At 56.4% G+C, this 12,208-nt stretch carries 9 protein-coding genes and 1 pseudogene; 6 read left to right on the top strand and 4 right to left on the bottom strand.

Features of this window, described 5'->3' with window-relative positions; translation table 11 throughout:
- Positions 1–110 precede the first annotated feature (110 nt).
- On the top strand, positions 111–509 hold the full coding sequence (locus WJU22_RS16955) for an acyl-CoA thioesterase (protein ID WP_341839366.1): 399 nt from the start codon (positions 111–113) through the stop codon (positions 507–509).
- Between the two features lie 3 nt (positions 510–512).
- Here WJU22_RS16955 and WJU22_RS16960 read toward each other — a convergent pair whose 3' ends face one another.
- Both WJU22_RS16960 and WJU22_RS16965 read right to left on the bottom strand, forming a co-directional pair.
- Complete coding sequence (locus WJU22_RS16960) at positions 513–698, bottom strand: hypothetical protein (protein WP_341839367.1); 186 nt, start codon at positions 696–698, stop codon at positions 513–515.
- A 177-nt stretch (positions 699–875) separates the two neighbouring features.
- The gene (locus WJU22_RS16965; protein ID WP_341839368.1) at positions 876–1,673 is read right to left on the bottom strand and encodes a hypothetical protein; all 798 of its coding nucleotides are present in this window, start codon (positions 1,671–1,673) and stop codon (positions 876–878) included.
- A gap of 113 nt (positions 1,674–1,786) precedes the next feature.
- Between WJU22_RS16965 and WJU22_RS16970 the strand changes: the two genes are divergently transcribed.
- Positions 1,787–3,646 (top strand): heparinase II/III domain-containing protein, encoded by a 1,860-nt coding sequence (locus WJU22_RS16970; protein WP_341839369.1) that lies wholly within the window; start codon positions 1,787–1,789, stop codon positions 3,644–3,646.
- A gap of 84 nt (positions 3,647–3,730) precedes the next feature.
- On the opposite strand, the gene WJU22_RS16975 is transcribed toward WJU22_RS16970, so the two are convergent.
- On the bottom strand, positions 3,731–4,465 hold the full coding sequence (locus tag WJU22_RS16975) for a class I SAM-dependent methyltransferase (protein ID WP_341839370.1): 735 nt from the start codon (positions 4,463–4,465) through the stop codon (positions 3,731–3,733).
- A 122-nt stretch (positions 4,466–4,587) separates the two neighbouring features.
- On the opposite strand from WJU22_RS16975, the gene WJU22_RS16980 reads away from it, so the two are divergent.
- Positions 4,588–5,646, top strand: coding sequence for an NAD(P)H-dependent flavin oxidoreductase (locus tag WJU22_RS16980; protein ID WP_341839371.1), 1,059 nt, complete (start codon positions 4,588–4,590; stop codon positions 5,644–5,646).
- Positions 5,647–6,004: 358 nt separating this feature from the next.
- Here WJU22_RS16980 and WJU22_RS16985 read toward each other — a convergent pair whose 3' ends face one another.
- Positions 6,005–6,994, bottom strand: coding sequence for an alpha/beta hydrolase (locus tag WJU22_RS16985; RefSeq protein ID WP_341839372.1), 990 nt, complete (start codon positions 6,992–6,994; stop codon positions 6,005–6,007).
- A 249-nt stretch (positions 6,995–7,243) separates the two neighbouring features.
- On the opposite strand from WJU22_RS16985, the gene WJU22_RS16990 reads away from it, so the two are divergent.
- The 3 genes and pseudogenes from WJU22_RS16990 to uvrA all read left to right on the top strand — a co-directional run bounded on the left by WJU22_RS16990 (position 7,244) and on the right by uvrA (position 12,020).
- Entirely contained in the window at positions 7,244–8,875 is a 1,632-nt protein-coding gene (locus WJU22_RS16990) for a hypothetical protein (RefSeq protein ID WP_341839373.1), read from the top strand.
- 300 nt (positions 8,876–9,175) lie between these two features.
- The gene (locus WJU22_RS16995) at positions 9,176–9,445 is read left to right on the top strand and encodes a hypothetical protein (protein WP_126243436.1); all 270 of its coding nucleotides are present in this window, start codon (positions 9,176–9,178) and stop codon (positions 9,443–9,445) included.
- Between the two features lie 68 nt (positions 9,446–9,513).
- A pseudogene (gene uvrA / locus WJU22_RS27285) lies at positions 9,514–12,020 on the top strand (excinuclease ABC subunit UvrA).
- Positions 12,021–12,208: the final 188 nt, after the last annotated feature.

Raw genomic sequence — 12,208 nt, forward strand, 5'->3', positions numbered from 1 at the left:
GAAAAGTTGAGTGAAGGGGGACTTTAGAATGCTTAACTGCCGGAGAGAACAGGCGAAGCGGAAGGAATCCGCATGATTTTAACTAATTTTGCGCCAAAACCGGAGCGTACATGAATTTTTATACCAGGAAATGGGTGAAACCGGAAGACCTCAACGCCCACGGCACCCTCTTCGGCGGCAGCCTCCTCCGATGGATCGATGAAGAAGCCGCTATCTATGCCATCATCCAGCTCGGTACCAACCGTTGCGTTACCAAATACATGTCCGAAATCAATTTCATCAACTCCGCGCGCCAGGGAGATATCGTGGAGCTCGGCATTAAAGCCACGCATTTCGGCCGCACGTCCATCACGCTCAACTGCGAAGTCCGCAACAAAATCACGCATAAATCCATCCTCACCATCGATAAGATCGTATTCGTCAGCGTAGATGAAAACGGCGTTCCAAAGCCCCACGGCCGGACGGAAATCACCTACACCGACGAGCGCCTCCGCGAAGATCCGCTCTGATCGTCAAACAAGATTGCGGTCGCGCAGCGCCTGCTGTTGCCGGAACCAGGTCTCGATTTGCCGCAAATCGTTGCCCAGCGTATACACGGCCGCTTTCACCTTTTGCAGCGATACGTTGAATTTTACGGCCAGGTACATTAAATCGGGGTGGGGAATGCCTTGCCAGGGGTTTTTATGCCTGTTTTCCATAACTGTTCCGTTTTCCTTCTCCTTAACAATTCCGTGCCAAATCCCCCGGAAGCGGGAAAAGCTGCTGATATGCATATAGTTAGGTCTACCGCTGTGGATTCCCGTCTGCATTGCGGGGAGCGGCGTTATCGTTTTTTAGCAACGGAATTTCGTGGGCCCGCTGAATGACAGCAGGTTTTACCGGGTAGGTTGATATGTGATTTTCATCCAGTCGCCGTTAGACATGTCGCGGCGCAACAGCCGGCCGATCGCGTCTACGGAATGGCTGTATTCCAGCGTGGTTTGATCGGACACCTGTCCGCCGACCTTGTGCGTCCGCACCACGCGCTTCGGCAGCCTGTCCATACTTTTCAGCACAGGGATATTCCATATTTCGTATTGGTCGAACACAAGATGGTACCGGTTCACGAACGCCCATTCGTTGAAAATGAACGACCGGTTTTCTGGCGTGAGGTCGTAAATGATCTCTTCAGGCTTGCCGGTAACGGTGGTTTTGATCTGTAGCAACAACCCATCTGTGCTCCAGGTATACGTCGATTTCGACATCGGCGTGTAAACGTCTGGTTTATAATGCCCGAAATCCATCTGGATGACCTTTCCCCGCCCATCGTACGTAAAATCCAACCGGAACCTGCCTTCTTCGCGCATGCCCATGATGCCTTCCTCGATGCGGACGATCCGCCGGTGGTCATCATAATAGAAGGTATCTTCCTTGAGCGATGTTTTCTGCATCAGGCCCAGCAAATCCCCGTTGTACAGGAAATCCCGCTCGATGGCAGAACTGGTAGGACTGGCGCCTTTCGTGTATTCGATGTTGTTGTTGGCGTCGTATTTCCAGTTTTCGAACGATCCGTCTTTCCATTCCAGTTGCTGAACGAGCACGGAATAAGTGGCCAGCACTTCGATGCGGTTGCGTTTGCAGGCAGTGAAAAACAGGATGCAGCAAAGGAGGCTGGCGAGAAGGGGAGTGCGCATGGGGATGATTTAAAGATGGCACAAAAGTACGCCGGCGCCGTCCGGCCGTTTATCACATAAACATGTGGTTCGGGCCGAAAGGTCGTATTTTGACCGTGAACAATCCACCCGTTATGAAGCTATCCTGGCTTTTCCTGTTGCTGTGCCTGGCAGGTACTGTTCGCGCGCAAACAGACTCGCTTCCGGCCGATTTCAACATGCCTCCCCATCCCCGGATCCTCTGGAAAACGGCAGACGAGCCCGTCCTGCAAAAGAATGTCAATACGCCGGGCCCCTGGCAAAATGTGCATCGTAGTATTTTGTCGGCCTGCGATAAAATGATGTCTGCACCCGTGCTGCAGCGGCAATTGACCGGCAGGCGGCTGCTGGGCGTTTCGCGGGAATGCCTCCGCCGGGTGTTTTTCCTCGCATATGCCTGGCGTATGGAAAAAGACCAACGGTATGCCGACAGGGCAATCAGTGAAATGATGGCCGTTTGTTCGTTTTCCGACTGGAATCCTTCCCACTTCCTCGACGTCGCGGAAATGACGATGGGCGTGGCGATCGGGTACGACTGGTTGTACGACCGCCTCACGCCCGATCAGCGGCGGGCGATCGCCACGGCGATCCTCGAAAAGGGGATGCGCCCTTCGCTCGAAAAGAAAAACAGCAACTGGCTCCGCGAGCATCACAATTGGAACCAGGTATGCAATGCCGGTATGCTTTTCGGATCGCTGGCGGTGTTTGAAGACGCGCCGGAACTGGGTTTGCATCTCATCAACCGCGGCATCCGCAGCATTGTATTGCCCATGGAAGCGTACAGGCCGGCGGGCGCTTATCCCGAGGGGTATAGTTACTGGGGATATGGCACCAGCTTCAACGTGCTCTTCATCAGCGCGCTGGAAACCTTGACCGGCGGCGATTTTGGTCTGCAGAAAATGCCCGGCTTCATGGAAACGGCGGCCTATTACCAGCATATGGCCGGCCCCACCGGTCTCCCGTTCAACTTCTCCGACGCAGGTACCGGCGGCAGCCTGGAACCCGCGATGTGCTGGTTCGCCGCCCGACTGGGAGCCCCGTCGCTGCTGTTTACGGAAAAGCTCCGCCTGGAGAAACCTTCCACCGGTAACCGGCTTTTACCGGCGATGCTGTTGTGGGGAAAGGATATCGATATGAAGGCCGTCCGTCCGCCTTCGTCCACCTTCTGGACCGGCGGCGGGGAAACACCCGTGGCGCTGATGCGGAGCGCCTGGGGCGACAGTTCCTCCATGTACATCGGCTTCAAGGGCGGCTCGCCCGGCGTGAACCACGCGCATATGGACGTGGGCTCGTTCGTGCTCGACTGGGGCGGCGTTCGCTGGGCGGCGGATTTGGGGATGCAGGATTACAATTCCCTCGAATCCCGAGGACTGAGCATCTGGAACAAGTCGAAAAACAGCCAGCGGTGGGAGGTGATGCGCTACAATAATCTCGTTCACAATACTTTGACGGTAAACGGCGCCTACCAGCAGGTAAGCGGCCATGCGGATATAACGGCAACGGGAAAACGAAATCCGCAATTCGCGGTGATAGATATGACGTCGGTTTATAAAGGTCAGCTGGATCGATCGCGCCGGGGCGTTGCGTTGCTGAAGGGCGAGCGCGCCGTTATCCGCGATGAAGTGGCGGCGGGCAGCGGGCCGGACACGCTGCAATGGCGCTGGCTCACCCAGGCCGAAGTGACCCTGGAGCAGGATAACGTGATCGCGCTGCGGAAAAACGGTAAAACGTTGCGCCTGGTGATCGAAACCCCGGTTCCCGTGCAGCTCCGCACCTGGAGCGCCGCGCCGGTCCATGATTACGACGCCCCCAATCCCGGAAGCACCATTACCGGCTTTGAAGCCATATTGCCGGAGGGATACGCCGGCGCATTCACGGTGCATGTGCTGCCGGAAGGCGCCAAAGCCCCGCGCAGGGTGCCGCCGCTCGATGACTGGATAAAATGGAAACCCTGATAAACAAAGAAGGACGCCCATTTTGCGGCGTCCTTCCTGTTTATATTTTTCAGTACAGTTAAGATACTCAACGTTTTCCGGGAATCAGACTTTCCCGATGCGCAGCAGGATGGGGAAATGCACTTCCCGCTCGGCGGGCTCGCCCCATGCGGCTTTCAGATCGGCGGAGATAAGCGCCACAGGATCATGCTGTTCCGCTTTCATGTAATGTTGCACGGCCGACCAGGTGGAGAGATACCCGGCCAGGTGCCCCCAGCTCCAGGTTTCCGTATGCGCGAAATAAGGCGTAGGGAAGGCGGGATAGGGGAAGGGGATGGTCATGTAATTTTCGTCGACGTATTTCCGCTCGCGGTCCCAGTATTGGCCCAAAAGATCCACATACAACCTGCTGATCACCGCATCGATCTCGGGTGTGATATGCAGCAGTCCATATCCGATCACAGCCAGGATGCCGCCGGGTTTCAGCGTGCGGCCCACTTCACGGTAAAACGCTTCGAAATCGAACCAGTGGATGGCTTGCGCTACGGTCACCAGGTCGAACGAACCATCCGGGAAATCCGTTTTCTCGGCAGGCTGTAAGGTGTAGCGGATGTTGGGGCGTGGCCGGGCTTTGTCGAGCTGCTGGCGGCTGATGTCCGTCGCCTCCACGCGTTTGAAATCGGCCGCAAGCTTCTCCGCAACCTGGCCGTTCCCGGTACCGCAATCCCAGGCGCTTTCCGTTCCGGGTACGATGGACAGGAGGAATTGAAAGAGCTCGTCGGGGTAATGGGGCCGGAATTTGACATAATCCCCGGACTGTTCTGAGAAAACATCTTTCATGGGGCGTGATTTGTACAAAAATACGCAATCCGCCGCAACGAAACTTCGCATGGGCGAAATCGTGATTTCCCTCACATCCAAGTTGGCGAAAGGGGCCTAACTTGGCGGGATAAACGGAGCATATGCGACCAAATACCATTACCGATATGTTGGGGATCAGGTACCCCGTATTCCAGGGCCCCATGGGGGCAGGACTGTCGACCCCCGCGCTGGTGGCCGCCGTAACGAACGCGGGCGGCCTCGGCGGGTACGGCGCATATACTTTACAACCGGCGGAGATCCGGGAACTGGGTGCGCAGGTGGGGCAACTGACCGCCGGGCCCTGGAATCTTAACCTCTGGGTGTCTGACATCGATCCTGCGCTGGGGAATTATACGGAAGCTGAATTCGATATGGTGAAATCGTTGTTCCGCCCCGTGTTCGATGAACTGGGGATTCCCGTTCCTTCCCCCGTAATTTCCGTTGAAAGTAAATTCGCGCGCCAGGCGGAGGCCATGCTGGCCGTGAAGCCCGCGGTTTTCAGTTTCGTATTCGGCATACCGGACGAAGCTATTTTGCAGGAATGCCGCCGGCAGGGGATCGTAACGGCTGGTGCGGCCACCACGCTCGATGAAGCCCTGGCGCTGGAAGCGGCGGGTGTAGATGTGATCGTAGCGGCGGGGTTCGAAGCGGGCGGGCACCGGCCGAGCTTCCTGGAGCCAGCGGAAGATTCGCTGCACGGAACGTTCGCCCTCGTGCAAAAGCTGCGCTGGAAGGTACGCAAGCCCATTGTGGCGGCCGGTGGCATTGCAGACGCGGCGGGTGTAGAAGCGGCGCTGCGCCTGGGAGCGGCAGCCGTACAGGTGGGAACGGCGTTCCTGGCCTGTGAGGAATCCGGAGCGTCGGCCACATACCGCGACAGGTTGTTTTCTCCGGCCGCTCAGCATACCGAATTGACGCGCGTATACACAGGGCGCCTGGCGCGCGCGGTGCGCACGCAACTGCCCGCGCGCTTCGCCGGTATGGAACTGGAACTGGCGCCTTTCCCTTTACAATCCCAACTGATGGCGCCTGTCCGTAAAGCAGCGCTCGATTCCGGGCAACTGGAATATTCCGCCGTGTGGGCCGGTCAAAATGCCGGAAACCTCCATCACCGCAAAGCTACCGACCTCATGGAGGAGCTGACTTCCCTTTGGCGGTAAATCAACCCGACAAGTTTGGTTTTTATTCCCCGAAAAGCTGGTTTACGGGTGTGTCAGATAAAGAATTCGTGACCGTTATAAACTGCTTGTAAACGCTGTAACCGTACACGGCCCAGCACATGTATCCGAACCCCACCACCGGGAGGATCGTCGAAAAATCCGGCGGCGTGATCTACGAAAAGATGCGCATGCAGCTGGTAAGCATGAACGGCGAATATCCCGGCGTCCGTGCCGGACGGGGTCTACCAACTCATGATCATCAACGGGCCGGTCAGGCGAACGAACATCGTCCTGTTACGCCCATAACGAAAAACGGTTGCCACATGGCAACCGTTTTTTTTATAACTGGAAGGATAGTTTACAAACCGAGATGGAATTTCAATTCTGCCGCCGCGTGCAAAATCAGCGAGCGGGTTTCGGGGAGATGGGCCAGCCCGTTGAGCATGCCCCAATCGTGAATGACGCCGTTGTACCGGATGGTGGTGCAGGGAACGCCGGCGTCTGACAACTTCCGGCCGTAAGCTTCGCCTTCGCTGCGCAGGATGTCGTTTTCCGCCACCTGGATAAGCGTGGGCGGGAGGCCTTTCAGCTGGTTGGATGTGGCTTGCAGGGGAGAAGCGTAGGGCTCCAGTCGCTGGGCATCGTTCGTGGTATATAAACCCCACATCCATTGCATGAGCGACGCGGTGAGGAATCTTTGCTCCCCATACCTGCGCCAGGATTTGGTGTCGAAATCCGCATTGGTGACGGGCCACATAAGTACCTGGCATTTCAACCGGGGTGCGCCTTTCTCGTTGCACCGGATCGCCGTAACGGCGCTCATATTGCCGCCTACGCTGTTGCCCACGATGGCGATGTTGGAACCGTCGATCCCGATTTCCCTGCCGTTTTCGGCCAGCCATTGCGTAGCAGCGAAAATTTCGTCGATGGCGCGGGGATAATGCTCATCGGGCGTGGGCGTGTAGTTCACGAACACCGCTGCGGCGCCGGAATGCACGACGAGGTCGCGCACGAGGCGCTGATGCGTGGGAAAATCGCCCAATACCCAACCGCCGCCGTGGATGAACAGGAAGCCGGGGAGGAGCGGGGCGGCGCCGTCGGGCTTCACGATGTGGAGCAGCAGCGTGTAGTCGCCCGCGGTGATGGTCTTTTCCGCGACGCTTACGCCGGACAGGTCAACTTTTACCGATTTTTGCGCATCCACGAGGACTTTGCGCGCATCCGGAACGGAAAGGCTTTCCACGGGTTTTCCGCCGGGGGCGTTGAGGATGTCCAGGAATTTTTTGACTTCGGGGGTCAGGTGCGGGTCGGCAGTGTAATCGACCGCCTTATCGTTTTTATGACTCATGGTGAAAGATGGTTTGGGAGTTGGGAATCGAAATGTGTGCCGGGTAATTAACAGCTTGAAACTGAAATAGTTTGATGGGCGGGATAGATTTCCGGGGGATGCGGCCCCGAGGGGGCGTGGCGGCGGCCGGTCATTCCGCGAAATGCCGTGGCGGCGCCTCACACGAAAGTTTCTTTTTGATTGGAAGTTGCTGATTATCTTTGCGGAACGTTTGACCCGCTTGAATGTTCAACAAATAATCCCGTACATATGAAATGTTTCTTAACCAGCCTGCTTATGCTGGTACAATTGGCAGCTTTCCCGCAATTCAAGGAAATAGCCACCAGTAAATCGTTCCAGGAGCCGGAAGATGGCTTCGCCCGCATCATCCAGATGAAGAATGGAAATACCGTGCTGGCCGTCATCGATCTCAAAAAAGGGATCGACATTAAGATTTACGACGAAAAACATAAACAGAAGGTCGCCAAAAACATCCGTCCCAAATTCGGCAGGCTGAAAGCCGGCAATGTGGAAGCCATGTTCGAGATCAAAGGGAACGTGGTGTTCCTCGTCCGCGAAATCCAGGACAAAACGCCCGTGCTGCACCGGCTCGTGGTAGATGGTGAGAAAGGCAATATTATTAATGAGGAAACGATCGGCGAACTGAAGAAGATGAATATGGGACATGGGTATGCCATGGCTTTCGGAGGCGTTGCGATGCCTGATTTCTATTCGGAAAAAGACCCGAACAGCGATCAGTACGCCGTAGCCCTGTTCAACAGCTTCGAAAGCGACCGTAGCAAACGCCTGGAACTGGTGATATATGACGGCGACCATAAAGAGCTGGCCCGTGCATTCTATAAATCACCGGAAGAAAAGTACAAGTATATCAATTATATGGACATGACCTTCGTAGGCAATACGGTCTATTGCCTGGGTTATGCACGTAATACCCGTGCCAGCGGCGGAAAGGAGAACACGGTAATCATGGCCGAACTGAAGGCGGGAGACGCCGAAGTGAAGCTGACGGAACTGAAGTTCACCCACGACCAGGACCTCAAAAAAGGCATGCTGCGCTACAATGCCACTACCAACAAGATCATGCTCCTCGCATTCGCGCCCTATAAAAACAGCGACGGCCGCGGCGAGCTCTGGCTTTTCCATATGGACCCCGCCAGGCTGACCGCCAAAGAGCACGATGAAATCTATCCTATCGCCATCCAGAACAAGGCCACGGCCGTTTTCGGACGGAGGGAGAAGTTTACCGGTACCCCGGTAAACATGTTCGTATATAAAGACGGCAGCTATACCATTGCCATGGAGGAGATCCGCCAGGTGACACATACGTCCATGAGCACGCCCGTTGCAGGCGCCAATGGGTCTTTCAGCATGAGAGGCGGTTCCAGCAGGACCTACACCGTAGTGGAACACCTCGGCCTGATGCATTACACCGCCGATCGCAAGCTGGCCAACAGCTGGTACCTGCCTAAAGATCATCACATGTGGTCTGCTCACCCGCCCACCTTCTACCACCGCCAGCGCGAAGGCCGCGCCGTGGTGTTGAACGACGGCGACCAATACAAGACCTTTACGCTGCTGCGCTCCAAAGGCAAGGAATTTGTGCTGTACAACGACGTGGAGGAGAATGACAAACGTATCGAGAAAGGGAAGGACCCCCAACAGGTCAAAGGCCTCAAGGCCTGCGATGCGTTCTACTTCCCCCTGGAAAAAGAAATGATCCCCGCCCGGACGTTCCTTTTTGGTGAAAGCACCGGCCGCAAAGACCATCGCCTGGCGCTGACGCCCATTTCTGACTTCAACGAAGACCAGAATATTTTTGTGACCCTTCGCCTCGATATCCACCAGGCCAAGCAGGTACATCTCGTTTGGATGGAACCTTGATCCGGTAAGGATTTCAGGAGTGAAGAATAACGAAAAAGACCGGCAGACGTACGTTTCGCCGGTCTTTTTTTATTTGTGGGAAACTATTTCCGCACCTCGGAAAACAAGGTCTATGTTTTGCAGAAAAGATTATCTATTTTTATTTCAGCAGCTACAGTGTGGACGAAATTTCCCACCTGTGGCCCTGTCAAAATGTCTATTGTGAAAAAGTTAACCGATTAATTTTCAAATATTTAAATATTCACCCCAACATTCAGGCCTACTATTTGTTATTAAACGAACAACACAACGCTGAACCTTATGATACACGAGCAGTATACCATTATCCGCAACCTAATCTGGGAAAACAAAATCACGACGTATCAGGAGTTATACCTTGCAGTTCCGCTGCATGAGCTCAGCCGCGACACCCATATTTCGGAATCGCAGCTGCGCGAATGGTTTACGGACATCGGCAGTGTTTCTGTCGAAGACGTCAAGCAGTTGTCGGAACTGCTGGAAATACCGGAATATCGCATGATGCGCATTATTGTAGCCACGCAGCGATTGCAGCAGTCACAGCTGAATTAGCCAATAAAATTGAACGGGCCGGGATGATCTCCCGGCCCGTTCGTATTTTTGCGGTGAATACATTAGATATGGCTCATCATCATACACCGAAACCCGGGTTCGTGACCGTCCGCGGCGCAAGGGAACACAACCTCAAAAACGTAGACCTCGAAATCCCGCGGGATGCGCTCGTGGTTTTCACCGGCGTTTCGGGGTCGGGGAAATCTTCCCTGGCATTTGGCACACTGTACGCCGAGGCGCAAAGGCGTTATCTCGAATCTGTGTCCCCCTACGCCAGGCGGCTCTTTCACCAGCTGTCCGTTCCCGACGTAGATGAAATCGACGGCCTGCCTCCCGCAGTAGCCCTCCAGCAACAGCGCGGCGCGCCCACCACACGCTCGTCGGTCGGCAGCGTCACTACCCTCGGCAACCTGCTCCGCATGCTATACTCCCGCGCCGGGGAATACCCCCGCCATCAGCCCATCATCCACGCGGAAGCGTTTTCCCCCAACACCCCCGAAGGGGCTTGCCCCACCTGCCATGGCATGGGCATGACATATGACGCCACCGAAGCCTCCATGGTCCCCGACCCCTCGCTCACGATCCGCGAGCGCGCCATCGCCGCATGGCCACAGGCATGGTACGGCCAAAACCTCCGCGATATCCTCGTCACGTTGGGGTATGATGTCGACAAGCCCTGGAAAGACCTTCCCCAAAAGACCCGCGACTGGATCCTCTTCACCGAAGATCAGCCCACTGCGCCCGTATACGCCGGTTTTACGCCGGAAGAAACGAAACGGGCCGTGAAGCAAAAAATGGAACCCAGCTACATGGGCACTTTCAGCGGCGCCAGGCGCTACCTGCTGCATACATTTTCCAATACGCAAAGCGCGATGATGAAAAAACGCGTGCAGCAATACATGGTAAGCGCGCCTTGTCCCACCTGCAAAGGCAAGCGCCTCCGCAAGGAATCGCTGTCGGTGAAATTCGCAGGGCGCGACATCGCCGAAATCGCCCATCTTTCCCTCGAAAAGCTCGCGGAAACGCTCGCGCCGTTCGCCAGCAATAAAAAAAGGCCGATCCCGCGCACCCGGAGCGCAATATCGTGGCGCAGCGCATCACGGCAGACATTTGCGCCCGCCTGCAAGTGCTGCTGGATCTCGGCCTGGGCTACCTGACGCCCGACCGCAGCACGCCTACGCTGTCTCCCGGAGAATTGCAGCGCCTGCGCCTCGCTACGCAGGTGAGGAGCAATCTTTTCGGCGTGGTATATGTGCTGGACGAGCCTTCCGCCGGTTTGCACCCTGCTGACACGGAGGCGCTACTGCGCGCTCTCAAAGGCCTCAAAGCCTCCGGGAACACGCTTTTCGTAGTGGAACACGAAACCGACGTTATCCGCGAGGCCGACTGGATCGTTGACGTAGGCCCGGCCGCGGGCTCCAACGGCGGAGAAATCCTCTACAGCGGCGATCCCCAGGGGCTCGAAAGCGTACAAGGCTCCGTGACGCGCAATTACCTGTTCGGCCGGCAGTCCATCCCCGAAAGACCGGCATATACACCGAAGGATTGGTTGCAGCTGAAAGGCATCTCCCGCAACAACCTCCATGGCCTCGACGCCGCCTTTCCCCTTGGCCTGCTCACTGCGGTGACGGGGATTTCCGGTTCGGGGAAGTCGAGCCTCGTGAGCCAGGCGCTCGTGGAGCTGGTGGCAGACGCATTGGGCCACGCGCCGGAAACGGAGCACGAAGAAACGCCGCAGGCGCAAGGCCCGGCCGGCGGGCAGATCGCCTCCGGCATGGAGCACATCGCCCGGCTCGTACAGGTGAACCAGGCGCCCATCGGGCGAACGCCGCGCTCCAACCTGGCCACGTATACCGGATTGTTCGATCACGTCCGGAAGATTTTCGCGGAAACGCCCATGGCGCGCAGCCGTAAATACGACGCCGGCCGCTTCTCCTTCAATGTGGCCAAAGGCCGCTGCAAAACATGCGAGGGTGAGGGGTTCGTGATGGTCGAACTGCTGTTCCTGCCCAGCGTCTATTCGCCTTGTCCCACCTGCCACGGCGCACGGTACAATGAAAAAACGCTGGAAGTAACTTACCGCGATAAGAACATCGCCGAAGTGCTGGGGCTGACGGTTGACAAGGCGCATGCGTTCTTCGCCGGGGACGATAGCGTGCAGCGCCCGTTGGCGGTGCTCCGGGATGTAGGACTGGGATATCTGCGCCTGGGCCAGCCGGCAACGGAACTTTCCGGGGGTGAGGCGCAACGCATCAAGCTGGCGACGGAATTGCAGCGCACGGGCAAGGGGAATACGCTGTACGTGCTGGACGAGCCCACAACCGGGCTGCACCCTTCAGACGTAGACAAGCTCATGTTACAATTGGAAAGGCTCGTGGCGGCGGGGAACACGGTGATCGTGGTGGAGCACGATATGCGGGTGATCGCCGGGGCGGATTGGGTGATCGATATGGGGCCGGGCGCGGGCGAGAAAGGAGGGAACATTGTGGCGGAAGGGCCACCGTCGACCGTAGCGGATTCCCCAAAAAGCAAAACCGCACCTTACCTGTCCGCATTCATCGCTTCCATGCAATAGTAACGGTACTTTTTATCGATGCCAATCATCCTGATGCGGGACGAATGTGCTATGTGTTGTGAAATCCGCCGTTGTGGAGGGTTTTGGACATATGATCATTTTAACTTTTTGTTAAAAGCCCGACCGTTGATCCTCTTTTGATAGGTTTTACAACCGCGTTGTATATTTTTGCAGTTGGATGAATTGTA

This window comes from Chitinophaga caseinilytica, from assembly GCF_038396765.1.
GTDB classification, from domain to species: Bacteria; Bacteroidota; Bacteroidia; order Chitinophagales; family Chitinophagaceae; genus Chitinophaga; species Chitinophaga caseinilytica.

What these genes read in the sequence shown, in the direction of transcription:
- WJU22_RS16955 (WP_341839366.1), top strand. Translation starts at nt 111, where the DNA reads ATGAATTTTTATACCAGGAAATGGGTGAAACCGGAAGACCTCAACGCC.
- WJU22_RS16960 (WP_341839367.1), bottom strand. Translation starts at nt 698, where the DNA reads ATGGAAAACAGGCATAAAAACCCCTGGCAAGGCATTCCCCACCCCGAT.
- WJU22_RS16965 (WP_341839368.1), bottom strand. Translation starts at nt 1,673, where the DNA reads ATGCGCACTCCCCTTCTCGCCAGCCTCCTTTGCTGCATCCTGTTTTTC.
- WJU22_RS16970 (WP_341839369.1), top strand. Translation starts at nt 1,787, where the DNA reads ATGAAGCTATCCTGGCTTTTCCTGTTGCTGTGCCTGGCAGGTACTGTT.
- WJU22_RS16975 (WP_341839370.1), bottom strand. Translation starts at nt 4,465, where the DNA reads ATGAAAGATGTTTTCTCAGAACAGTCCGGGGATTATGTCAAATTCCGG.
- WJU22_RS16980 (WP_341839371.1), top strand. Translation starts at nt 4,588, where the DNA reads ATGCGACCAAATACCATTACCGATATGTTGGGGATCAGGTACCCCGTA.
- WJU22_RS16985 (WP_341839372.1), bottom strand. Translation starts at nt 6,994, where the DNA reads ATGAGTCATAAAAACGATAAGGCGGTCGATTACACTGCCGACCCGCAC.
- WJU22_RS16990 (WP_341839373.1), top strand. Translation starts at nt 7,244, where the DNA reads ATGAAATGTTTCTTAACCAGCCTGCTTATGCTGGTACAATTGGCAGCT.
- WJU22_RS16995 (WP_126243436.1), top strand. Translation starts at nt 9,176, where the DNA reads ATGATACACGAGCAGTATACCATTATCCGCAACCTAATCTGGGAAAAC.